The organism is Pseudomonas quercus (genome assembly GCF_012033695.1).
GTDB lineage: Bacteria > Pseudomonadota > Gammaproteobacteria > Pseudomonadales > Pseudomonadaceae > Aquipseudomonas > Aquipseudomonas quercus.
Window position 1 is genome coordinate 132,240 of record NZ_JAAVJI010000001.1, and the last position, 23,431, is coordinate 155,670.

Genomic DNA, 23,431 nt, shown 5'->3' on the forward strand with positions numbered 1-23,431 from the left:
TCTCCGACGAGCAAGGGGTGCGCGTCGGTGCAAGGCGCTGAAATCCGGGAAACACTGCAGGCAGCGCTGTTTGCAGGTGACGTAAAAAGTGGACTGGCCCCAGGCGCTTATCGTTCAGGCACTTCGGATCAAAGGCGGGCTTCAGCCCTCGGGACCAGGTTCTACCGTTGCGCCACGCCGGGCGCGACGCTGCCGTGAGCTGCCGGGCACAGACGCATCAGGCAGCGCTGTGGAAGGGTACTCGGCCTCCCACACGGCCTCCCCCCACACGGCCTCTTCGGGCAGTGGTTCGGGGGAGGGCAGTGCACTGGGTGGCGCGCGGCGATGTCGAAACTCGCCGAACAACGCCATGCTCCCGAAAACGGCCAGCATGATAACAGCCACCATGCCACCGCCTACCTTGTAACCGCGGTGGCGCGTGTGGGGGCTGCCCCGTTCCTTGTCATCGGCCGTCGCCTGCCCGGCGAGCGCCAGTATCCCGAGCACAATCAGCCCGCGCCGGGTCACTACCTGTCTGTTCATGCGTGAGTATTCATCAAAGCTTGTGTAGTGCGCCGAGGGTTTGTACGAAAAGGCGGCATGCTACCGCCCTTGAATACACTTGTATGCATCGTCGGACGAATCACCCCATGCGCAAGGCAGCGCCGCCCTCACGCGACCTTGGGTTCGCGGGCCAATAGCAACCTGCTACCCTTTGGCGACTTTGCTGCTGATGACTACTTTCACAAGGACGCCACGCCCGATGCCCGCCGTAGACGGTCTTGCACGCCAACAGTTGATTCCTGCCGTTATCGCCGTCTGCCTGGCCGTGGGCATGGCGACCCTGGATACCGCCATCATCAATACGGCTTTGCCGACCGTAGCGGCCGGTATCGGCGCCACATCGGCATCCGTGATCTGGGTGGTGAACGCCTATCAATTGGCGATGATCGCTACCTTGTTGCCCTTTGCCGCATTAGGGGAAGTGCTGGGGCCACGGCGGGTGTACCTGGGGGGGCTGCTGGTGTTTGTGCTGGCGTCCCTGTTCTGTGGGCTGGCCTGGAACCTGCCAAGCCTGGCCATCGCACGCGTGGTCCAAGGCCTGGGGGCCGCGGCCTTGATGAGCGTGAACGCCGTGCTGCTCAAGCATATTTACCCGGCTGCGCGGCTGGGCCGTGGCATGGGGATCAACTCCTTGGTAGTGGGCCTGGCCTTCACACTCGGCCCTACCCTGGCTTCGGCGATTCTTTCGATCACCAGCTGGCATTGGCTGTTTCTGATCAATGTGCCCCTTGGGTTGATGGCCATGTGGATGGCCAGCCGCAACCTGCCGTTGATCACACCCGCTACCCACCCATATGACCGTGTGGCAGCCGTGCTGTGCTCGGGGTTGTTCGGGTTCCTGGTGCTGGCACTCAGTTCTGCTGCCCAAGGCACCCACAGCACCGTGATTGGGGCAGAGCTGGCCGTGGCGCTGGTGTGCGGCGTGTGGCTGAGCCGCCGGCAGGCTGGCCACCACGCACCCATGCTGGCCGTGGACCTGTACCGTATTCCCCTGTTCGCCTTGTCTTCACTGACCGCCGTGTGTGCCTTCTGTACCCAAGGGCTGGCCTTTGTGGCACTGCCGTTTCTGCTGCAGGAGCAGCTCGGCCATAGCCAGGTGGCCACGGGGTACCTGATTACCCCCTGGCCTGCGGTGGTCGCGCTGATGGCGCTGGTGGCGGGCCGGCTGTCTGACCGGTTCGCACCCGGGCTGCTAGGGGGGCTGGGCCTACTGGTATTGGGGATGGGCATGGGGGCATTGGCGCTGTTGTCTCCCGGCGCCAGCGCGCTGGATATCGGCTGGCGCATGGCGCTGTGTGGCGCCGGCTTCGGGTTTTTCCAGTCGCCCAACCTCAAGGCGCTGATGACCAGTGCGCCGGCGTCCCGTAGCAGCGGTGCCAGTGGTGTTGTGGCAACCTCGCGGCTTGTGGGGCAAACCCTGGGTGCGGCGCTGGTGGCGCTGTGTTTCCACCTGTTTACCACAGCGGGCGCGCAGCTGTGCCTATGGCTGGGGTGTGGCTTTGCGCTCGCAGGGGCCTGCGCCAGTGCGGCGCGGTTGTACGCCGCAGGGCCAGGCCCTGCCAGGCCATAATGGCAGGGCCGTAAATGAAGAAATAGTTACACAGGTTTGAATCCCTGACGGCCACGGTAATCAAAAAAAGGGTCTTATAGTCAACGAGTGCTGTGCGCATGGACCTTCCAGAAGCGGTTGTCGTAGACCTTGAGGCCATGGTTGCCTACCTGATGGCCAACAAACTTTATCTGGCCACGGCCGAGTCCTGCACAGCAGGGCTGATAGCCGCCGCATTAGGGTCGGTACCTGGCGGTGGCAAGGTCATGGAAAGCGGCTACGTGGTGTATTCCCCTACTGCCAAGCAGCGCCTGCTAGGCGTGTCACTGGCCACGATCGATCAGTTCGGCCTTACCAGCGAAGAAGTTGCCCGGGAGATGGCCAAAGGGGCACTGGAGGACAGCGAAGCCAATGTCGCCGTGGCTACCACCGGTGTGGCCGGGCCGGACCCTATGGACGACATTGCCCCCGGTACAGTCTGTTTTGCCTGGGCGTTTACCGTCCAGGGGCAGACCAGGCTGTTTTCCTTGACCCACCGGTTCAAAGGTGATCGCCAGCAGGTGATACGCCAGGCGACCTGGCATGCACTGGGTGAACTCAAGCGGTTCCATCAGCAAGTACTGAGCAGGTGACGTTACCTGCGTGCATCAATAACGAACCCCTGCCAGTGGCAGGGGTTCAGGGGTGGTGCGAGGGTTAGCGTTGCGGGCTTACAACGGTTTTGCTGCGCCCAGCTTGCCCAGGTCCGCGCCGGTCATCGGGTCTGCTTCAGGGTTGGAGGCAGTGCGCAGTTTCATGGCTTCTACCACTTCCAGGTCCTGGGAAGGCAGGTCCACAGTGGCCAGGCCATCGCCACCATCGACGGCAGGCGTGGCTTCGCGGATTTCCCACGTGCCTACCGGGTTGTCACCAGTGTTCCACGGGCCGGTCATGTCATTACCCTGGGACATGTTGTAGTACACCGAGGCAAATTCTGGCTTGCCAGGCAGTTTGCCCTGCGGGAAGTTCGGCTGAATGGCATGCAGTGCTTTTTCAAACGACATCTGGTGAGCGATTTCGCGGGTCATCAGGAAGTTCAAGGCGTCTTTGATACCCGGATCATCGGTGACATTGATCAAACGCTCATACACGATCTTCGCCCGAGCTTCTGCGGCAATGTTAGAGCGCAGGTCTGAAGTGGGTTCGCCAATGGTGTCGATGTAGCTAGCAGTCCATGGCACGCCACCGGAGTTCACCAGCGCAGCACCGCCCCCGTACAACAGGCTGGTGATGTGGGAATCGTTGCCAGCACCGGTCAATGAACGGTAGAGCTCGCCTTCTTGCTGCACGCCCTCGGCCAGTTGGCCACGGCCGCCTTTATTCAGCATTACGATAATCGAGCCGATGATCTCCAAGTGGCTCAGTTCTTCCGTGGCAATGTCGTAAAGCATGTCTTTACGGCCAGCGTCTTCCTCGGTCACTGCTTGAGTGAAATAACGCATAGCTGCGGACAGTTCACCTTGGGCGCCGCCGAACTGTTCAAGCATCAGGTTGGCCAGGCCTGGGTTAGGTGCCGCAACGCGTACGGTATATTGGAGACGCTTGTTATGTACGAACATGCTTTTTTCCTCATTATCACGGATTTAAAGGGTGTCGAAGTACAGGCGTTACCTGTTTCGCCCTTTTGCACCCACTGCTCATGACAGTGGCTTGTGCTGTGTGAGGCCACGCTATTGAAACTTGCTTAAATTCCAATCTTTAGCGTGCCAGTGTTTCCTCATCTTAAACAGTTCCCAGCGTCTAGGATGCTGGTCACAGGAATATAGTGAGGCTGGCACGCCGATCGTTCATTTAAATTGGGCGTAATATTTTTTGAACATAACGAAGCGCGCTTCAACTCTATGTAATGCTTGAATTAAGGGCAAAAAAAACCTGTCCGAAGACAGGCTAAAGTAATGTTCAATTATTGGTCCGCTAAACGTTAGCCCTTCTTGGGCGTATGTTCGACAGCCAATTTGTAGAAGGTAGCGGCACCGCCTTCTGTGGCGTAACCGGTGTTGTCCTGGGTGTACACGCCTGCCTTGAAGTACAGGTCTTCAGAGGCCCAGCTGCTGGCGACCTTGGTGCCCCATTGGAACCCGGCGGCATTGACCGTCAATGCGCCCGATGGCGTGAGGTGAATGGTGTAGGTGAAACGCTGGTTCATCGGAACCTTCTCGGCCACGGTAATCACTTCAGGCTCCGAGTCCGGAGTGGCCCGGAATTTGGCAACGACGTTGCCCAGGCGCTTGGCGTCTTTCCACTGGTACTCAAGCTTGAGCATAGGCTCTGTGCTTTTGAAGCAATGGATCTGACCAATCACGATCTTGCCGGAGGAGGGCACCTGGTTCACGGCAACCGCTGCCCGCAGCATGTTGTCTGCCGCGCTGTACTTCCAGTTATACAAGCTACCGTCAGGTTTCGTCTCGCGTAGCTCGGTGCGTGGGTACTTGGCACTCTTGGTGACCGAACCTGTGACAGGGGCCCAGAAGAACAGGGTGTCACCCGACTTGAAGAAGCCGTCCTTGTAGCCAGTAGCCAATTTAGGGGTGTCGATGGTAATGGCCGGGCTTCCAACAGGAATGCTCAGGTTCCAAGTGTCGAGGTCGATCATGGTGAACTCCAGGTAACTGTATTCGTGGGTGCCGGCAAGCTGTTGCTCACCATCTCGTTGATTGTTGTTTCGGCACCTGCTGAAAAGCCTGAAGCCCCCTGAATTTGGGGGGGTTCGCCAGAAAAGCGACTTTATTGAAGAAGTGATGGCTCCTTGATGTTATTGCTCGGAATTGAACTTTTTGACGCTAAGCCAGTAACGGCGCGGGTGCCATGGTTTTATATTGGCGCCATATTATTGGCTAAAGACTCAAGCGCATCCGTTTCGTGCTTTAAAACAAAGCTCAGCCACCAGACGAACGGTCGGTAAATCTTGTAATGGAATCGCATTTCTCATAGCGGTCTCGGCGAAAACGTAGAGGAAAATGGCGGTGTGCCATCATCCAGGCTGTGAAAGTTAGTTCAGCTCTGTTGTAATAAAACCGACGAACGGTAACGGGGTGTAATCGCTTGTACACCAAGGGTTGTAGTGCCGTGCCAATACGCAGGCGTCAAAGCTGTGGCGTGCCATCATGTTCAAAAAGGGCTTGCCCCTATATAAAACCCGCCGCTCCTGCTTAGCTCCGAACGGTGCTAGGTCTTATCCGCTAACGGCGCGCGCTAACGGTTAGGCCCGCCGCATCACTGGTAACGCCTGTCATGATCGATCTCTCCACATGGAACCTCAGCGTCCCGGTTGGCTCCCCTGCCAAAATTATCGAAACACCAATCTTGGTGAAGGGTTACAAGGACAAGTATTTCCGCAAGGACGGCAGCCGCCTGTACTTCTGGGCGCCCGTGACAGGGTCGACCACTGAAAGCGCCAAGTACCCACGTAGTGAATTGCGCGAAACCTATGCCGACGGTTCGCTGCGCAATTGGAAATACACTGAGGCGGACAATTACCTGCGCGCCAAGCTGAAAGTCACCGAGGTGCCCTCCAGTGGCAGGGTGGTCATCGGGCAGATTCACCAGTACAACAGCAATGACCCGTTGCTGAAGGTGGAGTACCAGTTCATGGACAAGGAGCGGCAAGGCAATATTGTCGCAAAGCTGCGCAGGTCGCCTGGCCAGGACGATCCCACGATCATTACCATTGCTCAGAACGTGCCATTGAATAAACCCTTTTCTTACGTGATCACCCTCATGAAAAGCGGAAAGCTGGCGATAAAGGCAGCTGACTACGGATGGAATACCGAGCTGAGCTCAAGCTGGAAACAGAAGCCGCTGTACTTCAAAGCGGGGGTGTATACCCAGGATCACACCGGGTATACCAGTGAAGGCGGGCGGGTAGTGTTTGAAAACCTTTCGGTCTCTCACAAGCACAAGAGCTGAGCGAGACTGAAAGGCTGGTGAAAGGTTCACGAAAGTTTTGAGATTTAACCTTGCCGCATGTTGGCGCAATGCCAGCTGTGATGCCTCTGTCGATCAGGTGGCCATGGGTTGAGACGCCCAGGGCCTCATTAATGTGGAAGTAGATATGTTGAAAAAAGCAAGCGGTGCGCTACTTGCCCTGGCTGTATCGGTTGCCAGCGGCTCTGCCCTGGCCGCTGAAACGAAACGGGTTGATGTGTTGCTCATCGGCGGCGGCATCATGAGTTCTACGCTCGGTGTCTGGCTCAACGAGCTGGAGCCAAGCTGGTCCATGGAGATGATCGAGCGCCTTGACGGCGTGGCCGAGGAAAGCTCCAACGGCTGGAATAATGCGGGCACGGGTCACTCGGCTTTGGCTGAACTGAACTACACCCCGGAAAACAAGGAGGGCAAGGTTGAGATCCCTAAAGCGGTCGAGATCAACGAAGCCTTCCAGGTCACTCGCCAGTTCCTGTCGTGGCAGGTACGCAACGATGTGCTGAAAAACCCGCACTCGTTCATCAACTCCACGCCGCACATGAGCTTTGTGTGGGGCGACGAAAACAGGGCCTTCCTCAAGAAGCGCTATGAAGCCCTCAAGGCCAGCCCCCTGTTTGCAGGCATGCAGTATTCCGAAGACCCTGAGCAGATCAAGAAATGGGTGCCGCTGATGATGGAAGGCCGGGACCCGGCCCAGAAAATCGCTGCCACCTGGTCACCGCTGGGCACCGACGTGAACTGGGGCGAAGTCACTCGCCAGTACGTCAGCCACTTGCAGACACAGCCTGGTTTCGATTTGAAGCTGTCCACCGAAGTGGAAGACATCAAGCGTAACGAAGACGGCAGCTGGCACGTTGAGTACAAGCACCTGAAAGACGGCACAACGTCGGCTACTGATGCCCGTGTGGTATTCATTGGCGCAGGCGGCGGGGCGCTGCACTTGCTGCAGAAGTCCGGCATTCCTGAAGCCAAGGACTATGCAGGCTTCCCGGTGGGTGGTTCGTTCCTGGTCACCGATAACCCCACCATTGCCGAGCAGCACCTGGCCAAGGCCTATGGCAAGGCGTCGGTGGGTTCGCCACCCATGTCCGTGCCGCACCTGGACACCCGCATGCTGGACGGCAAGCGCGTGATCCTGTTCGGGCCATTCGCGACCTTCTCCACCAAGTTCCTGAAGAACGGCTCGTACTTCGATTTGCTGACCAGCACCACGCCACACAACATCTGGCCCATGACCAAGGTCGGCATTGCCGAATACCCATTGGTGGAATACCTGGCTGGCCAGCTGATGCTGTCTGACGAAGACCGCATGAATGCACTGCGCGAGTACTTCCCCAACGCCAAGAAAGAAGACTGGCGCCTGTGGCAGGCCGGTCAGCGCGTACAGATCATCAAGCGTGACGCCGACAAAGGCGGTGTGTTGAAGCTGGGGACCGAAGTGGTCACCTCTGCAGACGGCACCATGTCCGGCCTGCTGGGTGCTTCGCCAGGTGCCTCCACTGCAGCCCCGATCATGCTGAACGTGCTGGAAAAGGTATTCAAGGATAAGGTCGCTACCCCGGCCTGGCAGGAGAAGATCCGCCAGATCGTGCCTAGCTACGGCACTCACCTGAACGACAACCCTCAGCGCGTTGCCGAGGAGTGGGCCTACACAGCCAAGACCCTGCAACTGGACACGCCACCCCCAGTGGGCCCGGCTGTAACACCTGCTGCGACCACGCCTGCCAGCCCGGCTGCACCTGCTGCACCGGCCCATGACATGGCGCTTTAACCTAGCAGTAGCTTGCAGTAGCCCGCAGTAACCCCGCAGTACATTTGCCCGCTACCCTTTCGGGGTGTGGCGGGCAACCAGCGATGCACCAATCCCGTAGAACTGACCACCCGCCACGTAGTGAATACTGCGCAGCTGCGGGTCCGCGTCCTCGAATTTCCAGTGCCCGTTCTCGAATACCCGGCGGTCTGCCCAGGCCCCTGTCACTTGGGCGATAAACAGGTCGTAGGTGTGCTGGATGTGCGGCTCGGGTATCACTTCGCAGGCCAGCCAGGCACAGCAACCCTCTACAAAGGGCTGGTCATGCCCTTCGAACGCCAACAGGGACACACCACACTGGGCCAGCTTGTTCGGGTCATCGGCCAGGGAACGGTTGCCCACCTCATAGGTGAGTTGCACCTGCGCCGCCGTTGGCACCTGAATCACGAACGTGCCAGCGCGCTCGATCAGCGCGCGGGTGCGTGTGCTTTTGTCCAAGACCACGCTCAGCCGAGGGGGTGAAAAGTCCAGTGCGCACGCCCAGGCGGCAGCCATCACGTCCTGTTCCTCGCCATGGCGCGCCGACACCAGTACGGTGGGGCCATGATTGAGCAGCCGGTAGGCTTTCTCCAGGTCTACTGGGTGGATGTTGTCATTCATGGGCGAAGGTCCGGTCTAATTTCACGTGACCTTCAGACCCTTGGGTCGCTGATTCTATCCAGTGTGGTTACGCCCTATAGCACCTTGTGCTTAATGTTTTAGAACTGGGGCAGTTTCATTGCCTCTATATCTTTTGCACCCGTTCTGCAAATGCACCGATCAGGAGGTTTTCATGGATAACTATCACATCACTAAAGTGAACGACCATTGGGAGCTTAAGAAGCAGGGCGCTACTCGGGCCTCCCACACTGCACCTACTAAAGATGAAATAGTGGAAAAAACCCATACCTTCCTGGAGGGAAAAACCGCTTCGGTAAAGATTCATAAACTTGATGGCACGCTTCAAGAAGAGCGCACGTATCCGCGCAGTGCCGACCCAAGCCGTAGTAAGGGTTAATGCGCCAACGTTGATTGCCACCCGTCCGGGTTCTGCGAGGTAGATGCAGCCACCCGTATAGAGAATGGTCTAGCGAATGGCTATAGGAACAGGAATGCGCTGATTACCCAGTGCGTTCAACACTTGGAGAACACGAACATGGCATCGGTACATGACAACTTGCTCGACTGGTTGAGGGACGCACACGCCATGGAGCAGCAAGCTGAAAAAATGCTGACAGCCCAGGCCGAGCGACTGGAACATTACCCTGACCTTAAGCAACGCATTCAGCAACACATTGAAGAAACCCGGTGGCAGCAGGGCGTAGTAGACGAAGCTATCCAGCGCCTGGGTGGCAGCCCATCGACCTTGAAAGACATGGGCGGAAAACTGATGGCCTTTGGTCAAGCCATGGCGGGCATGGCCATGCCCGATGAGGTGATCAAAGGCTCCATGAGCGGGTATGTGTTCGAAAACCTTGAGATTGCCACGTACACCGTGATCATCGCCGCCGCCAAAGCAGCAGGCGACACCCAGACAGCTGAAGCCTGCGAGAAAATCCTTGTCCAGGAAAAAGCCATGGCTCAGTGGATACTGGAGCACCTGGCGCCTACGACACAGCAGTTCCTGGGGCGTTCGGCTCATCCAGACCTTGAGGCCAAACGCTAGTCGGCCAGCACGCTCCCATAGCTGCGCGCACGGCCTTGCATTGGGCGCAGCCGCACCGCTTGGCGCTGCGACGTTTGAAGTAGAAGCTACTGGCCATAGCCGCTTCCATAGCCTGGTCGGCCTCCGAAGCGGCCTCGGGCTCACTAGGGCGCACGAGCTGAGCCATTACACTGTCGCTCAACAGGTTCATCAGGCTTTTGTGCGCCTCAGTGTATGAACCGACATGGTTGCTGTGTTCCATTGCGCGCCCTCCGGCAGTAGCGTCGAGACCTGTGGCCGCCTGACAGGCGGCTTCTTGCACTGGGCTCATCCACGCTATCGGCACTAAGCGCACTCGGCTTGAGCCCGTTCTGCAACCATTGAGCCGATCTGCTTCGGCGCGCGGTGCTAGCGTCCTTGGCGTGGCCGCGTAGGGTCACGTATGCTGCTGCAGAACCATTGCTGACGGGCCTTTATGCCGTACCCCATCGAAAAAAAACTGGTGATTGGCGTTGCGTCCAGCGCCCTGTTCGACTTGTCCGAGTCCAACGAGGTGTACCTGAACGAGGGGGTGGAAGCCTACCGCCTGCATCAGCAACGCAACGCTGACCAGCCCTTTGACAGAGGGGTCGCGTTTCCCTTTATTCGCCGCTTCCTGAGCCTCAATACAGGCTTTTCAGCGCAGGCCCCGGTGGAAGTGGTGCTGCTCTCTCGCAACTCGCCAGAGACGGGCGTGCGCGTGTTCAGGTCTATCCGGCACTATGGGCTGGACATCAGCCGTGCGGCCTTCATGACCGGCCGTTCCCCTCACGAGTACATACCGGCGTTCAACGCCTCATTGTTCCTCAGTGCCAATGAGGGCGACGTGCAGCGGGCCATTGATGCGGATTATCCGGCGGGGGTGGTGTTGCCTTCCCGGGTGTACGACGATGAGATCGATACCGAGTTGCGGGTAGCGTTCGACTTCGACGGTGTGATCGCGGACGATGAAGCTGAGACGGTCTTCAAGCGCAACCTGGACCTTGCCGAATTCCAGACCTATGAGAGTGAGCACCAGGCCATTGCCCACCAGCCTGGGCCACTGGCCGATCTATTTCGCAAACTGGCTTTTTTGCAACAGCTGGAAGCGCAACGGCTCAGCGAAGACCCTACCTACAGCAAGATCCTGCGGATCGCCATCGTGACGGCTCGCAACGCGCCGTCCCATGAACGGGTAGTCACCACACTCAAAGCGTGGGGGGTATCGCCTGACGAGGCGTTTTTCCTGGGCGGCATGGAAAAGAGCAGGGTGTTGTCGGTGCTCAAGCCACACATGTTCTTCGATGACCAACGCAGCCACCTGGCCTCGGCCGCAGGAAACATTCCCATGGTGCATGTGCCGTTTGGCATCGCCAACCGGCCTGTAAACCCTACCGCATGAGGCGAAGGCCTAACCGCAATGCTGCGCTTGAGGGTCGGGCCTGGGTTGGTCGGTGGGGGTATACAGGAAGGCACGCAGCCAGTCGCGCACTTGGGTGATGGACGCAGGCGAGCGCTCTACACCGAACAGGCTGCGCGCAGTGGTTTGGTCCAGTTCAAAATAAGCGGCTACCGCCTCCCAGCCTTTCGCCAGCCGGGCATGGGTACGGGCGGTGCCAGGGAGCCGGGTGCAGGGCTCCAGGCCATCCAGGTAGAGCCCTTCGAAGCGCTCATCCAGGCAGGCAAAGCCAATGGCGCAGGCGGCGTGGCCCAGGGGGTCATCCATGGGTGTTACCCAGACGTCTGGCAGAAACGACGGTCGCCTGTGGCCAGACCCGGCATAACCCTTGCGGCTCACCTGCCAACGCCCAGCCGCGAGCTCTTCGAGCATCTGAAGCATGGACTCCAATCGTTTCCTGTGCACCCTTGAACCCCTTCGGCACCCTGGCGCCAAGACCATCGACCCGCTTCGGACTCAATAGTGGCATTCTGGTTCCGCCTGGGGCCAGCGCAATAGGGCCTTTCCGGCCTGTACGGGCGGCCCGAAATTCGATTTTGTGACGGCTATCACAGCGAAGCGGCCCTGTGGCCTGCGTCTGTTTGCCTATGCAGTGGTACACCCGGTACGCGCAGGCAGCATTTACCCTGCAGGGCAACCCAAGGTAGCATCGGCGCTGGATTGATACCTGCCCACCCCCCCATAACAATCAGACCGCACACCCGCTATGGCCTGTGGTCCATAGCCGCGTGCCCGACCTTGCATCGGGCTGTCCCGTTTTGCCGTTCTGCGCCAGTGCCTGCTGGCCGAACCCCTGATTCAGAGTGAGTAGCATGAGTTCACAAGCACCATCGAGCCCCGAAAGCTGGCTGGGCGTCATCGCCCTGGCGTTGGGCGCGTTCATTTTCAATACCACCGAGTTCGTTCCGGTGGGGCTGTTGTCCTCCATTGGGGACAGTTTCGACATGACCACGGCCCAGGTTGGGCTGATGCTGACCGTGTATGCCTGGATCGTGACCCTGATTTCACTGCCTATCATGCTGCTGACCCGCAACATGGAGCGCCGAAAGCTGCTGGTGATCATCTTTGGCCTGTTTGTGGGGTGCCACCTGTTGTCCGCGTTCGCCAACAGTTTTGCCATGCTGCTGGCATGCCGCATTGGCATTGCCTTCGCCCATTCGGTGTTCTGGTCCATCACTGCCTCGCTGGCGGTGCGGGTAGCCCCACCCGGCCGACAAGTGCAGGCCCTGGGGCTGCTGGCCACCGGCACATCGCTGGCCATGGTGCTGGGTATTCCGCTGGGCCGAGTACTGGGCGAAGCGTTCGGTTGGCGGACCACGTTCGGGGTGATTGGGCTGGCGGCCTGCGCCACCCTGGTGGTGCTGGTACGTGCCTTGCCGTCGCTGCCGAGCCAGAATTCAGGCTCCTTGCGCAGCCTGCCCATCCTGTTCAAGCGGCCAGCCTTGATGCTGCAGTATGTGCTGACTGCCTTGGTGGTGACCGCACACTTCACGGCCTATACCTACATCGAGCCCTTCGTGGCCACGGTGGCCAAGCTTCGTGGCGAAACCACCACGGGCCTGCTGCTGGTGTTCGGCGGCGCCGGTATCCTGGGTTCCTTCGTGTTCAGCCGCTACAACAATCGCTACCCACGTAGCCTGCTGTTGGCCGCCATCGCAGGCCTGACCCTGTGCCTGCTGCTGATGACCCCGGTAGCCAATGTGCTGCCTGCCTTGACGCTGCAAAGCGCGTTGTGGGGAATCTTCATTATGTGCTTTGGGCTGGTGTTGCAAGCCCGTGTACTGAACCTGGCTCCCGATGCGACGGATGTGGCCATGGCACTGCATTCAGGCATTTACAACATTGGCATTGGTGGCGGCGCCTTGCTGGGAAGTGTGGTCACCAGCCAGTTGGGTGTGGGGCATGTGGGGCTGGTGGGCGGCCTGCTGGCCCTGGGCGGCCTGGTGCTGTGCGCCTGGTCTACGCGGCGTTATGGCGTGCCTGAGCCTCAGGCAGGCGCGGCGCCTGTGGCCATGCACTGAACAGGAGAATACCTGGGCCACTGGCGCCTTAACGCAGCCTCGCTACGCTGTAACGCTACCTCTTCGTCAAGGAGCGTTCCATGCAACTACACGGCAAAACTGCACTCGTCACCGGCTCCACCAGCGGTATTGGCTTGGGTATCGCCACTGTGTTGGCCCAAGCTGGCGCCAGCCTGGTGCTCAATGGGTTCGGCGACCCGGCGCCTGCACTCCGAGCCGTGCAGGCTCACGGCGTGCAGGCTATCCACCACCCGGCGGATGTGAGCGAGCCAGGCGAAATTGCAGCCATGGTGGCCTTGGCCGAAGCAACCTTCGGCGCGGTGGACATTCTGGTCAACAACGCGGGCATTCAGCATGTGGCCAGCGTGGAGCATTTTCCGGTGGAGCGTTGGGACGCCATCATCGCCATCAACCTGTCGTCGGTCTTCCATGCCACGCGCCTCTGCCTACCAGGTATGAAAGCGCGTGGGTGGGGGCGCATCGTCAATATCGCCTCCGCCCATGGCCTGGTGGGGTCGGTGGGAAAGGCGGCCTATGTGGCGGCCAAGCATGGGGTGGTGGGGCTTACCAAGGTGGTTGCCTTGGAAACAGCCGAGCTGAACATCACCTGCAATGCCCTTTGCCCCGGTTTTGTGCTCACCCCCCTGGTGCAGCAGCAGATTGATACCCGGATCGCACAGGGCCTTTCCCCTGAGGCCGCCACACAGGCCTTGCTGGCTGACAAGCAGCCTTCGCTGGAGTTTGTTACCCCCGAGCAACTGGGGGAGCTGGTGAGCTTTCTGTGCAGTGAGGCGGCACGTCAGGTAAGGGGCGCGGCCTGGAGCATGGATGGAGGTTGGACCGCCGGCTGACCCTGGCACGCCAAGGCGTGAGACAGCCAGGTTACGGGTGCATATGCTTATGCATTAAAGATATTTAAATCTTTATTCTTATGCTTTTATGCTGGCGCAGCCCTGGCATTCTGGGCCCTGTAACTCTGACTGGAGAGCCCCCATGGCTTCGTTACGTATTATCACGCTGCTCGGCGCACTGGCGGGTAGCTTGGTGGCAGGCGGTGCCCAGGCTGAAGGTAAGATCAGCATTGCCCAGCAATTCGGAATCGGCTACCTGATATTGGACGTCGTCCGTGATCAACACCTGATCGAGAAGCATGGCAAGGCCCTGGGCCTGGACATCAGCGTCGACTGGAGCAGCATTTCCGGGGCCACGGCCATGAACGAGGCGTTGCTGGCCGGTGCGCTAGATGTCGTCTCAGCCGGCGTACCGCCGATGCTCACTGTCTGGGACCGCACCCGTGGCAAGCAAAACGTGAAGGCTATCGCTTCGCTGGGGTCCATGCCCAATTACCTGCTGAGCAACCGGGCAGAGGTGAAAACCCTTGAGGATTTCACGGCCCAGGATCGCATCGCCGTGCCTGCGGCGGGCGTAGGGTTCCAGTCCCGTACGTTACAGATCGAAGCCGCCAAACGGTTCGGCAACGATAATTTCAAACGCTTCGATACGTGGTCGATCAGCCTGCCACACCCTGATGCGACTTCCGCCCTGATCTCCGGTGGCCTGGAGGTGACGGCCCACTTCTCCAGCCCGCCGTTCCAGTACCAGGCACTAGAAAACCCGAAGGTGCACAAGGTCATCAGTTCCTATCACATCCTCGGAGGGCCGGCTACGTTTAACGTGCTGTACACCACCGAGAAATTCCACGACGAAAACCCAAAAACCTACCAGGCATTCTACGAGGCGCTGGTGGAAGCCGCGCAGATCATCAAGGCCGACAAGGCCGCAGCCGCGCAGACCTACGTGCGTGTGGAACAGTCCAAGCTGCCGCTGCCGTTTGTGGAAAAAATCATCCAAGACCCTGAAATCGACTTCACCGTGGTCCCGCAGCGTACGTTCATCTATGCCGAAAAACTGCAGGAACTGGGTGTTCTCAAGCACAAGGCTGGCAGCTGGAAGGACTATTTCTTCCAAGAGGCTCACGGTGATGCAGGCAGCTGACGTTAGGCCGACCTGGGGTCAGAGAGAGCCGGCCACGGGTTTGCCGGGGGAATGGCTTGCCCAAGCCACTGCGCCCAGAATAAGTGCGCCGCCTGCGGCCATGGCCAGGGTAGGGCGATTGCCGAACAGCAGCCAGGCGCCAGCAATGGCATAGACTGGCTCCAAGGCGATCACCACGGCAGCCGTATTGGCACTGACGTGCTGGAGCGAACCGATAAACAGTGTGTAGGCCAGCCCCGTACACAGTACACCCAGCCCTGCCAGCAGCAGCCAGCCCATAGGCGTGACGCCTGCCCATTGGCCACCTACGAACGGCAGCGTGGCCAGTACAATCCCAAGCATTTGCCACAGGCTCAGGGTAAAGCCATGGGCCTGAATGTTTAGGCGTTTGTTGGCAATGGCGATACCGGCGTATACCGCACCGCTGAGTACGCCCCAGGCCAGGCCTGTCAGGCTGGCGGAGCCAGCATCGGCTCCCGGGCCTACCAAAGCGAGCCCCAGGGTGGCCAAGGCGATAATGGCCCAGGCTTTGGGGCCCATGGGGTATCCAAATACCAGCCGTTCCGTCACCGCCGTAAACACCGGGAAGGTAGCAAAACCCAAGGTAGCCACTGCCACGCCGCCGGCCTGGATGGCCATGAAGAACAGCACCCAATGCCCTGCCAGTGCGCAGCCCAGCAACATAAGCGTCACTTTGCCGGCCGCGCCCAGCGGCGGGAACGCTGAGTGATTAGGCGAGCCCCTGGCCCAAAGGCAAAGGGGTACAAGCACCGCCAAAGCGAACACGCCCCGGCCACAGACGATCACCACCGGTGGCACCTGGAGGGCCTGGCCGAACAAGGCGGAAAGCCCGTACAACAGGGCGGCTATGTGCAGTTGAAGGTAAGCCTGGGAGGGGATCATCGGGCGCCTGGAGGAGCCGCCCGCTGAGCGCGGGCGGCAAGTGCGAGAGGATTAGATCAGGCCTTCTTCCTTCAGCGCCTGTTGTACGGAAGGGCGCTCACTCAGGCGCTTGTGATAATCGACCAGTACGGGCCAGGGGCTCAAGTCGAACTTCGCTTTGCCGGACCAGTTCAAGACCGTGAACAGGTAGGCATCGGCCACCGTAAACGTGTCGCCAAGGAGGAAGGCCTTGCCGTCCAGTTGGGTGGTGACGTAGTCCAGCCGTTTGCCCAGCAGGGCCGCGACGGTTTCACGCCATTCCGGGGTTTGCTTGGGGTTGAAAAACGACCCCATGTTCTTGTGCAGTTCGGTGGAAATGAACCCCAGCCATTCCTGCAGCTTGTAGTGATCCGGGCTTCCGGCGGCAGGCGCAAGCCCGCTTTGAGGGGCATGGTCGGCCAGGTATTGCAGCACGACCTGGGCTTCGGTGATGACCGTACCGTCATCCAGGGCGATAGCCGGTACGTAGCCTTTGGGGTTCACTTCAAGAAAGCTCTCACCCGTATCTGTTTGTTTGGTGTTGCGGTCGACCTTGGCCAAGGTGACTGCCGTACCGGTTTCGCGCAGTACGATATGAGGGGCCAGTGAACAAGCGCCAGGCAGGTAATACAGTTTCATGGCAGATCCTTGTGGTAGGCGGTGCCGCACAATGGGCGGCGGCCAGCATGTGGGCAGCCGTGCGGCATTGGAATGAACCCGTGGTACGGGCGGCGACTCAGAGCAACACACCCTCTTGTTCGAGCCCAGGGCCTTATGAACATAGCGATCGATGAAGCGCATATCAATACCGCCGACCTACGGGGCGCCACTGAGCTGTGGCTAGTGCCGCCTGAAGCCGACCCCCAGGCCAGTACTCACCCGGACGGGCAATGCCTATGGCGAGGCGGGCCGGTAGCCAGCCATGACATGCTCAGCGAGGGCACTCATGAGCAGAATGTCCGGCGCGTCTGGCTGCGAGTGGCCAACCCCAAAGACCACGCCACTGGAGAGCGTATGCGCCCGCTGGTGGAACAGCGCCTGCTGGAGCAAGGGCTGGAGGGTGAGTTCTATCCTGCCGACCTGATGGAATGACAGCGCGTACTACGGCGCCATAAGGCGCCTAACCTCCCCACGCGCCTTCAAGTGGTTGAACCCGTCAACGGCCTTCTGTACCACCTCGTCAGGCGTAGCCAGGCTGAAGGCTATGTAAGCGTGGGCAGTAATCTGCTCCAGGTTCATGACCGGTTCCAGGGTGTAGAACGGGATGTGCAATTGTTCACAGAAACGTTGTGCGTCCCGCGGTGACAGGGGAATCAGGTCCACTTGGCCAGCCAGCAGCTTTCGCAGGTTGTCCAGCGCCGACGCCGATACTACCAAGCGAGTAAACCCCGCGTTGCGCAGGTACTGGTCGCGTACATCGTCGCGCACCACCCCCACGGTGTAAGCCTTGGCTTGGTCCAGGTCTTGGAGTTCCACGCCCTCGTGGCCCTGCAACCGGTACAGCACCGTTTTTATTTCTTCGAATTCGCCCACCCATTTGAACAGGCGTTCGCGCTCTGCGGTGCGGATGATGGGGTAGATCAGCACGTTGGGCTCGGCCCTTGCGATGTCATAGGCACGCGCCCACGGGTAAATCGCCAGGTGGTAATCGTTCAGGCCTGCCTGCTCAAGGGTGGCTTTGACCACCTCGCTGGCCGGCCCCGCGACCTTGCCTTCCTCCAGGTAGCTGTACGAAGACGCCTCGGTGATGGCTTCAATAGGGGCGGCAAGGGCAGGGGATGTAGCCTGGTTCAGCAACACCAGGCCGAGCAGGCCCATGCGCAGAGACTGCCAGCGTGTTACTCGCATACGCGATCCCTTCCCGTGTTTTTGGCCCGGTACAAGGCTTCGTCTGCGCGGCGTAGCAGGTGGTCGAAGGTGGTCATTGAGCCGGCATCGAGCTCGGCCACGCCAATGCTCAGGGTCAGCCACGGTGACAGCGGGGACGCCCCATGGGGCAGTTGCCTGTCTGCCAAGGCCTGGCGCAACCGTTGCGCCGCCTGAAGCGCATGGGGGGTATCGGTGTCCGGCAGCAGTACCGCAAACTCTTCGCCGCCCAGGCGGGCAATCACTTCACCGCTGCGGGTGAATAACGCCTTCATGAGGGCCGCCACTTCTTGCAGGCAAGCGTCGCCGCCCACGTGACCGTGGGTGTCGTTGTAGGCCTTGAAGTAATCCACATCGCACATCAGTACGGTCAAGGGGTGTCGGGTACGAAGCGCTCGGTTGAATTCGACGTCCTTGAGTTCGTCGAAATAGCGGCGGTTGGCCAGCCCGGTCAAGGGGTCCAGGCGCGACAAATTTTGCAGCTGGGTATTGGCACTCATCAGCTCGGCCGTACGTTGTGCTACCTCCAGCGCCAGGTGATCACGGCTGGCGGCCAATGCCCGCTCGGCCTCGTGCTGCAGCGCCAGGTACTGGGCCATGTTGTCCTGTAGTGCATTGATGCGTACGGCCAGCAGGTCCAGTTCGTCATTACGGTGCCCCAGCCTGTGCAGCCGCAGGCGTGTGCCAAGGCTGGCCGGGGTGAGGCGCTCCAGATGGCGGGCAATCTGGCGCACGTGCACCGTCACCAGGCTGTTGAACATCAGCAGGGTGATGCCGGCCAGGGCCAAGGACTGAAGCACCTGAGTGAGGGCGATGGCCCATACCTCTTTCCACAGGCGTTCACGTAACAGCGCAGGGTCGCCCTCAATCGTAAGGGTGCCGACCGGCTGAACCGCCCCTGGGTAGGGCGAAACGGTCAGCGCGCGGGTGAGTGTAGGTGCCGGGCCTGCACCCAGGAAACCCTCACGCTGATGGACCAGTACCTCTTCGGCACGTTCGGCGCGAGGAATGCTCAAGGTCACGCGGCCTACCGGCCCAGCCTGTGAGACGCTCTGCAACTGAGCCTCCAGGCTCTCGCGGTCCATTTCCCAGATCGCCTTGGACAGCGAGCCCTGGAACACCTGGTCGATCAGGGCGAGCTCGGCATTCATGGCGTGCTCGCCACTGCGCCACGCGAACCAGGTGCGCACAGTGACCGTGACACACGTGAAGGCCAGGCAAAACACCAGTGTTGCCACGACCAGCCGGTGCGCCAGCGGGCGTTCGGCCGTCATGCCTGGGTGGGTGGGATCGTCATAGGGATGGGTGTTCAAAGTGCCGTCCATTTACGCACGATGGCTTCGTAACGACCGTCTTCATGCACGTGCAACAACGCTTTACGGAAAGCGTCGACCGTTTCTGCAGGGGTATTGCGGCTGAAGGGGGCGCTCAAGCCTCCACCCTCCAGCTCGGGCACCACCTGTAGCAGGGGCGCCTCGCTGGCACCTGACAGGCAGGCCAGGCGCGCGGCGGCAGCATAGGCAGCGCATAAAAGGCACGTGGGCCAGGCTGGGGGCATGCTCGCGCTCCGTGGGCTGGGTGGTGAAGGTGTGAAGGTCGTGCCCAGGCTATCGGCATGAACGGGCGCAACTTGACCGCTGGCCACACCGGCATCAACAGGCAGCCAACATGGATGCTAGACTCTCGGCCCCTGCTCTTCAGAGGCCTGTCATGACCCAACCCGTTCGCTTGACTCAATACAGCCATGGTGCTGGCTGCGGCTGCAAGATATCGCCCCAGGTGCTGGAGGTGATCCTGGCAGGCAGCGGCGCCCAGGACCTGGACCCGGCCCTGTGGGTAGGCAATGCGTCGCGCGACGATGCGGCGGTGTATGGCATTGACGAGGAACGCGGGGTGGTCTCCACCACCGATTTCTTCATGCCTATTGTGGATGATCCCTTCGACTTCGGTCGCATCGCTGCCACCAATGCCATCAGCGATATCTATGCCATGGGCGGCACGCCCTTGATGGCCATTGCGATCCTCGGCTGGCCTGTGAACGTGCTGGCCCCGGAAATCGCCCGTGAGGTGATCCGTGGCGGCCGCGCGGTGTGCGAGGCGGCAGGGATCACGCTTGCCGGTGGCCACTCCATCGATGCGCCGGAGCCGATCTTCGGCCTCGCCGTCACAGGGCTGGTGGAAAAGGCCCACCTCAAGCGTAACGACACCGCCACACTGGGCTGCCAGCTGTACCTGACCAAACCGCTGGGCATCGGCATTCTGACCACGGCAGAAAAGAAAGGCCTGCTGCGTGACGAAGACATAGGTGTGGCCCGGGATTGGATGTGCACCCTCAACCGTGCCGGCAGCCGCTTCGCGCGGCTGGCAGGCGTACGCGCCATGACGGACGTGACCGGCTTTGGGCTGATCGGGCACCTGCTGGAAATGGCCAATGGCGCGGGCCTCACCGCCCGCCTGAACGCCCAGGCCGTGCCGCGCCTGCCAGGGGTTGAACATTACCTGGCCCAGGGCTGTGCGCCGGGTGGCACCCTGCGCAATTTCGACAGCTATGGGGCAAGCGTCAGCCCCCTGGATGAAGCCACCCGCCTGTTGCTGTGCGACCCTCAAACCAGCGGTGGTTTGCTGGTGGCCGTGGCGCCGAGCGAGGCACCTGCGTTCCTGGCCACTGCCGGCGAGTTGGGCATGGCCCTGCAACCGATTGGGGAAATGGTTGCCCGAGGCACCCATGCAGTTGAGGTTGTGTGATGGTAGACAACACCACGGACTTTAAGCGCCTGTTCCTGGAGGGCGTACCCCTGATGGATGTTCGTGCCCCGGTCGAATTCCACAAGGGGGCGTTCCCCGGCGTAATCAACCTGCCTTTGATGAACGACCGCGAGCGCGAGCGGGTGGGCACTGCCTACAAGCAGCATGGGCAGCAGGCGGCTATCGAACTGGGCCACACTCTGGTAGCTGGTGCCGTGAAGGAAGCCCGTATTGCCGCCTGGGCACAGTTCGCTGAGGCGAACCCCGAGGGTTACCTGTACTGCTTCCGAGGTGGCCTGCGGTCGCAGATCACCCAGCAATGGATCAAGGCGGCCACCGGCATCGACTACCCTCGGGTAGTGGGCGGCTACAAGGCGCTGCGTACCTTTCTGATCGAGCAGACTGAGCACAGTGTCGCCACCTGCGAATTCGTGTGCCTGGGTGGCATGACCGGTATCGGTAAAACCGAAGTGCTGGCCGAGCTGGACCATGCTGTGGACCTGGAAGCCTTGGCCAATCACCGGGGTTCGGGGTTCGGCAAGCGTGCCACGGCTCAACCTGCGCCCATTGCCTTCGAAAATGCGCTTGGCGTGGACCTGCTCAAGCGCCGTGCCCAAGGCCAGGCGGCCTTTGTGGTGGAAGATGAAAGCCGAATGATCGGCAGCTGCGCCTTGCCGCTCTCGCTGTACCGGCGCATGCAGGTAAGCCCAATGGTGTGGCTGGAGGACGGCCTGGAGTCGCGGGTATCGCGCATCCTCCAGGACTACGTCGTGAACCTGTGCGCCGAGTTCGTAGCACTGCACGGCCAGGAGGCAGGCTTCACCGCCTTTGCCGAGCGCCTGCAGCAGAGCCTGGCGGGCATCGCCAAGCGCTTGGGCGGGGAACGGTATCAGCGCTTCGCCGCCATTCTGCAGGCCGCCTTGGCCGAGCAGGGTGCCCGTGGCGAAGTGAGTGGGCACCGTGGCTGGATCGAAGGGTTGTTGCTGGAGTACTACGACCCCATGTACGCCTTCCAGCGAGACGCCAAAGCCGAGCGGATCGAGTTCGCAGGCGAGCGCGCAGCCGTGCTTGAGTACCTGAAGGCGCGCGTGAGCGGTTGATGCCAAGCAAGGGCGCCGCCAGCTTCAGGCCTCTGCAGCCGGCAGCGCCCCTGAGCGTCACAAGATCGCCACCCCCACCAGCCCCCACACCACACCAAACGCCATCACCAGCCCGCCGACCACCCACAGCACCTTGGCCTCGAAGGATTTGCGCAGCATCAGCAAGGACGGCAGGCTTACGCTGGGTAGGGTCATGAGCAGCGCCACTGCCGGTGCCGTGCTCAGGCCCAGGGCCATCAGGGTTTGAACGATGGGGATTTCTGCAGCCGTAGGAATCACGAACAGGGTGCCTACGATGGCCATGGGCACCAGCCAGCCCAGTCCCTCGCCAAAGCCGCCTTCCACGTGAGGGAATAGCCATACGCGCGCCGCGCCTAGCAGCAACACCGCTACCACATATACCGGGATGGTGCTCCAGAACAGCTGCCACAGGCTTACCGCCCAGCGCTGCAACAGATGGCCCTGGGGCGGCACCGAGGCCGCTTCTACGGCATTCATGGCCTGTTCCGGCAACTGCTCAGGCCGAGAAAGGCGCTGGGCAATCAGCGACACACCCAGCACCAGGGCGATACCACCCACCAGGCGCAAGGCCGCAAACCCCCAGCCCAGCACAAAGCCCATGAATACCAGTGTGGCGGGGTTAAGCACCGGGTTGGCGATCCAGAACGCCAATGCCGCGCCCACGGAGACCTGTTGCTTGCGCAGCCCCGCCGCCACTGGTGCGGCACAGCAGCTGCACATCATGCCGGGCAGTGCGAACAGCCCGCCGCGTACAGTGGCACCCAAGCCTGCCTTGCCGAACAGGCGCAACAGCCAGTCCCGGGGAATAAGGACCTGCAGCAACGAACCCAGCACAATCGCCAGTACGGCGGCTTTCCAGATCGCCAGGAAATAGACCTGTGCATAGGCCAGTGCTGCGGCCACGGGGGAGGTGAGTTGGTCATTGATGATTGAACCACCAATGCTGTGCTTTTCCGCTGCCACGAAGGACTTGAGGTAATAGGGCGACCACTTCACGTAGTATAGCCCTACCATCGCTACCAACAGGAAAAGCGCCGGTTTCCACCAGAAGGACCAGCCACGGGGCTGGGAGGGCGAGGCCTGGATATGCATGGGAAGTATCCGAGAAAAAGAACCGGCGCATGATACGGGCAAGCGTGCTGCAATGGACAGCACCCTATGGCCAGCCGGGGGTTACGCCCGTCGGCCCGGCAGCATGCCCCTGAGCACACCATCCCGGTCAATCACATGGTGCTTGAGCGCGATCAACCCGTGCCCGGCTACTAGCACGCCGCACGCCCAGGCCACGTAGGTATGAAAGCCCTTTACATAAGGGGCGAGGCTGCTGTGCTCGCCGGTCAGTGGCGGAAGCGGGAAAAGCCCCAGCACCAGAATCGAGCGGCCCACCACCGAGCTCCATAGCCAGCCGGACAGCGGCAACGCCATCAAGGCCACGGCATAGAGCACTAGGTGCCCGTGGTGAGCGGCCTTGCGCATGAACGGAGTCATGTTGCCGGGCAGGGCAGGCGCAGGGTGGGTGAGGCGCCAGGCCACACGCAAAACAATCAGGAACAGCAGGGTACTGGCGATTGCCTTGTGCCAGAACGTAACCTGGTGGTCTTCATTTACCGCATGCCAGTGCACGGCACAGAACCCCAGCGCCCAGGCACTGATCCAGAAGGCTGCCATCAGCCAGTGCAGCCATTTGGCGGTTTCGGTGTAGTGGGCTGATTCACAGGGCATGGGGGCCTCGCTATGGCGGGTGAGTGCGGCTATGTTTATTCCCTGAAAAGATACTCAATGAGGAAAGTATCTGA

The 23,431-nt window shown here is 60.6% G+C and carries 25 protein-coding genes; 13 read left to right on the top strand and 12 right to left on the bottom strand.

The features are described 5' to 3' along the window. Positions 1–141: 141 nt before the first annotated feature. A complete protein-coding gene (locus HBH25_RS00500; RefSeq protein ID WP_168080440.1) occupies positions 142–522 on the bottom strand; it encodes a hypothetical protein in 381 nt (126 codons plus the stop codon). A gap of 220 nt (positions 523–742) precedes the next feature. On the opposite strand from HBH25_RS00500, the gene HBH25_RS00505 reads away from it, so the two are divergent. Together HBH25_RS00505 and HBH25_RS00510 are read left to right on the top strand one after the other, a co-directional pair. Next, on the top strand, positions 743–2,113 hold the full coding sequence (locus HBH25_RS00505) for an MFS transporter (protein ID WP_168080442.1): 1,371 nt from the start codon (positions 743–745) through the stop codon (positions 2,111–2,113). Between the two features lie 98 nt (positions 2,114–2,211). Further along, positions 2,212–2,724: a CinA family protein gene (locus tag HBH25_RS00510; RefSeq protein WP_168080444.1), complete on the top strand. Its 513-nt coding sequence runs from the start codon at positions 2,212–2,214 to the stop codon at positions 2,722–2,724. Positions 2,725–2,802: 78 nt separating this feature from the next. Here HBH25_RS00510 and HBH25_RS00515 read toward each other — a convergent pair whose 3' ends face one another. Both HBH25_RS00515 and HBH25_RS00520 read right to left on the bottom strand, forming a co-directional pair. Further along, positions 2,803–3,690, bottom strand: a complete 888-nt coding sequence (locus tag HBH25_RS00515; protein WP_168080446.1) for a manganese catalase family protein — start codon at positions 3,688–3,690, stop codon at positions 2,803–2,805. Between the two features lie 362 nt (positions 3,691–4,052). After that, complete coding sequence (locus HBH25_RS00520) at positions 4,053–4,724, bottom strand: polysaccharide lyase family 7 protein (protein ID WP_168080448.1); 672 nt, start codon at positions 4,722–4,724, stop codon at positions 4,053–4,055. Positions 4,725–5,362: 638 nt separating this feature from the next. Here HBH25_RS00520 and HBH25_RS00525 point away from each other — a divergent pair. Continuing rightward, a complete protein-coding gene (locus tag HBH25_RS00525; protein WP_168080450.1) occupies positions 5,363–6,037 on the top strand; it encodes a polysaccharide lyase family 7 protein in 675 nt (224 codons plus the stop codon). 145 nt (positions 6,038–6,182) lie between these two features. Continuing rightward, the gene (gene mqo, locus HBH25_RS00530; RefSeq protein ID WP_168080452.1) at positions 6,183–7,826 is read left to right on the top strand and encodes a malate dehydrogenase (quinone); all 1,644 of its coding nucleotides are present in this window, start codon (positions 6,183–6,185) and stop codon (positions 7,824–7,826) included. Between the two features lie 51 nt (positions 7,827–7,877). Here mqo and HBH25_RS00535 read toward each other — a convergent pair whose 3' ends face one another. Continuing rightward, entirely contained in the window at positions 7,878–8,465 is a 588-nt protein-coding gene (locus HBH25_RS00535; protein ID WP_168080454.1) for a flavin reductase family protein, read from the bottom strand. Between the two features lie 172 nt (positions 8,466–8,637). Between HBH25_RS00535 and HBH25_RS00540 the strand changes: the two genes are divergently transcribed. From HBH25_RS00540 to HBH25_RS00550, 3 genes are all read left to right on the top strand, one after another. Further along, complete coding sequence (locus tag HBH25_RS00540; RefSeq protein WP_168080456.1) at positions 8,638–8,862, top strand: DUF2188 domain-containing protein; 225 nt, start codon at positions 8,638–8,640, stop codon at positions 8,860–8,862. Between the two features lie 138 nt (positions 8,863–9,000). Next, positions 9,001–9,510 carry a ferritin-like domain-containing protein gene (locus HBH25_RS00545; RefSeq protein WP_168080458.1) on the top strand — a complete coding sequence of 170 codons (510 nt, stop codon included), beginning with the start codon at positions 9,001–9,003 and terminating at the stop codon, positions 9,508–9,510. Positions 9,511–9,964: 454 nt separating this feature from the next. After that, positions 9,965–10,909 (top strand): 5'-nucleotidase, encoded by a 945-nt coding sequence (locus HBH25_RS00550; protein WP_168080460.1) that lies wholly within the window; start codon positions 9,965–9,967, stop codon positions 10,907–10,909. A 9-nt stretch (positions 10,910–10,918) separates the two neighbouring features. Here the strand turns inward: HBH25_RS00550 and HBH25_RS00555 are convergent, their stop codons facing one another. Continuing rightward, on the bottom strand, positions 10,919–11,347 hold the full coding sequence (locus tag HBH25_RS00555; protein ID WP_168080462.1) for a hypothetical protein: 429 nt from the start codon (positions 11,345–11,347) through the stop codon (positions 10,919–10,921). Positions 11,348–11,778: 431 nt separating this feature from the next. Here HBH25_RS00555 and HBH25_RS00560 point away from each other — a divergent pair, with 431 nt between their 5' ends. The 3 genes from HBH25_RS00560 to HBH25_RS00570 all read left to right on the top strand — a co-directional run bounded on the left by HBH25_RS00560 (position 11,779) and on the right by HBH25_RS00570 (position 14,982). Next, entirely contained in the window at positions 11,779–12,987 is a 1,209-nt protein-coding gene (locus HBH25_RS00560) for a sugar transporter (protein WP_168080464.1), read from the top strand. An 80-nt stretch (positions 12,988–13,067) separates the two neighbouring features. Further along, on the top strand, positions 13,068–13,838 hold the full coding sequence (locus HBH25_RS00565; protein ID WP_168080466.1) for a 3-hydroxybutyrate dehydrogenase: 771 nt from the start codon (positions 13,068–13,070) through the stop codon (positions 13,836–13,838). 142 nt (positions 13,839–13,980) lie between these two features. Then, entirely contained in the window at positions 13,981–14,982 is a 1,002-nt protein-coding gene (locus tag HBH25_RS00570; RefSeq protein WP_168080468.1) for an ABC transporter substrate-binding protein, read from the top strand. A gap of 18 nt (positions 14,983–15,000) precedes the next feature. Here the strand turns inward: HBH25_RS00570 and HBH25_RS00575 are convergent, their stop codons facing one another. Together HBH25_RS00575 and gstA are read right to left on the bottom strand one after the other, a co-directional pair. Next, positions 15,001–15,885, bottom strand: a complete 885-nt coding sequence (locus HBH25_RS00575) for a DMT family transporter (protein WP_168080470.1) — start codon at positions 15,883–15,885, stop codon at positions 15,001–15,003. A gap of 51 nt (positions 15,886–15,936) precedes the next feature. Then, a complete protein-coding gene (gene gstA / locus HBH25_RS00580) occupies positions 15,937–16,542 on the bottom strand; it encodes a glutathione transferase GstA (RefSeq protein WP_168080472.1) in 606 nt (201 codons plus the stop codon). Between the two features lie 135 nt (positions 16,543–16,677). Between gstA and HBH25_RS00585 the strand changes: the two genes are divergently transcribed. Further along, a complete protein-coding gene (locus HBH25_RS00585) occupies positions 16,678–16,995 on the top strand; it encodes a hypothetical protein (RefSeq protein WP_168080474.1) in 318 nt (105 codons plus the stop codon). Between the two features lie 9 nt (positions 16,996–17,004). Here HBH25_RS00585 and HBH25_RS00590 read toward each other — a convergent pair whose 3' ends face one another. The 3 genes from HBH25_RS00590 to HBH25_RS00600 are packed head-to-tail and all read right to left on the bottom strand — an operon-like array spanning position 17,005 to position 19,327. Next, the gene (locus tag HBH25_RS00590) at positions 17,005–17,751 is read right to left on the bottom strand and encodes a substrate-binding periplasmic protein (protein ID WP_168080476.1); all 747 of its coding nucleotides are present in this window, start codon (positions 17,749–17,751) and stop codon (positions 17,005–17,007) included. Then, entirely contained in the window at positions 17,742–19,082 is a 1,341-nt protein-coding gene (locus HBH25_RS00595) for a GGDEF domain-containing protein (protein ID WP_195755869.1), read from the bottom strand. Before HBH25_RS00595 ends, HBH25_RS00590 begins: the two co-directional genes overlap by 10 nt. Next, positions 19,079–19,327, bottom strand: coding sequence for a type 2 periplasmic-binding domain-containing protein (locus HBH25_RS00600; protein WP_168080478.1), 249 nt, complete (start codon positions 19,325–19,327; stop codon positions 19,079–19,081). The genes HBH25_RS00595 and HBH25_RS00600 overlap by 4 nt, the downstream gene beginning before the upstream one ends. Positions 19,328–19,479: 152 nt before the next feature. Between HBH25_RS00600 and selD the strand changes: the two genes are divergently transcribed. Together selD and mnmH are read left to right on the top strand one after the other, a co-directional pair. Next, positions 19,480–20,514, top strand: a complete 1,035-nt coding sequence (gene selD, locus HBH25_RS00605) for a selenide, water dikinase SelD (RefSeq protein WP_168080480.1) — start codon at positions 19,480–19,482, stop codon at positions 20,512–20,514. Continuing rightward, positions 20,514–21,614 carry a tRNA 2-selenouridine(34) synthase MnmH gene (gene mnmH, locus HBH25_RS00610; RefSeq protein ID WP_168080482.1) on the top strand — a complete coding sequence of 367 codons (1,101 nt, stop codon included), beginning with the start codon at positions 20,514–20,516 and terminating at the stop codon, positions 21,612–21,614. The genes selD and mnmH overlap by 1 nt, the downstream gene beginning before the upstream one ends. 57 nt (positions 21,615–21,671) lie before the next feature. On the opposite strand, the gene HBH25_RS00615 is transcribed toward mnmH, so the two are convergent. Both HBH25_RS00615 and HBH25_RS00620 read right to left on the bottom strand, forming a co-directional pair. Next, complete coding sequence (locus HBH25_RS00615) at positions 21,672–22,727, bottom strand: permease (RefSeq protein WP_168080484.1); 1,056 nt, start codon at positions 22,725–22,727, stop codon at positions 21,672–21,674. A gap of 81 nt (positions 22,728–22,808) precedes the next feature. Next, entirely contained in the window at positions 22,809–23,357 is a 549-nt protein-coding gene (locus HBH25_RS00620) for a cytochrome b (RefSeq protein ID WP_168080486.1), read from the bottom strand. Positions 23,358–23,431 lie beyond the last annotated feature (74 nt).

Excerpts from the sequence above, each read along its gene's own strand:
- HBH25_RS00500 (WP_168080440.1), bottom strand. The coding sequence starts at position 522 with ATGAACAGACAGGTAGTGACCCGGCGCGGGCTGATTGTGCTCGGGATA.
- HBH25_RS00505 (WP_168080442.1), top strand. The coding sequence starts at position 743 with ATGCCCGCCGTAGACGGTCTTGCACGCCAACAGTTGATTCCTGCCGTT.
- HBH25_RS00510 (WP_168080444.1), top strand. The coding sequence starts at position 2,212 with ATGGACCTTCCAGAAGCGGTTGTCGTAGACCTTGAGGCCATGGTTGCC.
- HBH25_RS00515 (WP_168080446.1), bottom strand. The coding sequence starts at position 3,690 with ATGTTCGTACATAACAAGCGTCTCCAATATACCGTACGCGTTGCGGCA.
- HBH25_RS00520 (WP_168080448.1), bottom strand. The coding sequence starts at position 4,724 with ATGATCGACCTCGACACTTGGAACCTGAGCATTCCTGTTGGAAGCCCG.
- HBH25_RS00525 (WP_168080450.1), top strand. The coding sequence starts at position 5,363 with ATGATCGATCTCTCCACATGGAACCTCAGCGTCCCGGTTGGCTCCCCT.
- mqo (WP_168080452.1), top strand. The coding sequence starts at position 6,183 with ATGTTGAAAAAAGCAAGCGGTGCGCTACTTGCCCTGGCTGTATCGGTT.
- HBH25_RS00535 (WP_168080454.1), bottom strand. The coding sequence starts at position 8,465 with ATGAATGACAACATCCACCCAGTAGACCTGGAGAAAGCCTACCGGCTG.
- HBH25_RS00540 (WP_168080456.1), top strand. The coding sequence starts at position 8,638 with ATGGATAACTATCACATCACTAAAGTGAACGACCATTGGGAGCTTAAG.
- HBH25_RS00545 (WP_168080458.1), top strand. The coding sequence starts at position 9,001 with ATGGCATCGGTACATGACAACTTGCTCGACTGGTTGAGGGACGCACAC.
- HBH25_RS00550 (WP_168080460.1), top strand. The coding sequence starts at position 9,965 with ATGCCGTACCCCATCGAAAAAAAACTGGTGATTGGCGTTGCGTCCAGC.
- HBH25_RS00555 (WP_168080462.1), bottom strand. The coding sequence starts at position 11,347 with ATGCTTCAGATGCTCGAAGAGCTCGCGGCTGGGCGTTGGCAGGTGAGC.
- HBH25_RS00560 (WP_168080464.1), top strand. The coding sequence starts at position 11,779 with ATGAGTTCACAAGCACCATCGAGCCCCGAAAGCTGGCTGGGCGTCATC.
- HBH25_RS00565 (WP_168080466.1), top strand. The coding sequence starts at position 13,068 with ATGCAACTACACGGCAAAACTGCACTCGTCACCGGCTCCACCAGCGGT.
- HBH25_RS00570 (WP_168080468.1), top strand. The coding sequence starts at position 13,981 with ATGGCTTCGTTACGTATTATCACGCTGCTCGGCGCACTGGCGGGTAGC.
- HBH25_RS00575 (WP_168080470.1), bottom strand. The coding sequence starts at position 15,885 with ATGATCCCCTCCCAGGCTTACCTTCAACTGCACATAGCCGCCCTGTTG.
- gstA (WP_168080472.1), bottom strand. The coding sequence starts at position 16,542 with ATGAAACTGTATTACCTGCCTGGCGCTTGTTCACTGGCCCCTCATATC.
- HBH25_RS00585 (WP_168080474.1), top strand. The coding sequence starts at position 16,678 with ATGAACATAGCGATCGATGAAGCGCATATCAATACCGCCGACCTACGG.
- HBH25_RS00590 (WP_168080476.1), bottom strand. The coding sequence starts at position 17,751 with ATGCGAGTAACACGCTGGCAGTCTCTGCGCATGGGCCTGCTCGGCCTG.
- HBH25_RS00600 (WP_168080478.1), bottom strand. The coding sequence starts at position 19,327 with ATGCCCCCAGCCTGGCCCACGTGCCTTTTATGCGCTGCCTATGCTGCC.
- selD (WP_168080480.1), top strand. The coding sequence starts at position 19,480 with ATGACCCAACCCGTTCGCTTGACTCAATACAGCCATGGTGCTGGCTGC.
- mnmH (WP_168080482.1), top strand. The coding sequence starts at position 20,514 with ATGGTAGACAACACCACGGACTTTAAGCGCCTGTTCCTGGAGGGCGTA.
- HBH25_RS00615 (WP_168080484.1), bottom strand. The coding sequence starts at position 22,727 with ATGCATATCCAGGCCTCGCCCTCCCAGCCCCGTGGCTGGTCCTTCTGG.
- HBH25_RS00620 (WP_168080486.1), bottom strand. The coding sequence starts at position 23,357 with ATGCCCTGTGAATCAGCCCACTACACCGAAACCGCCAAATGGCTGCAC.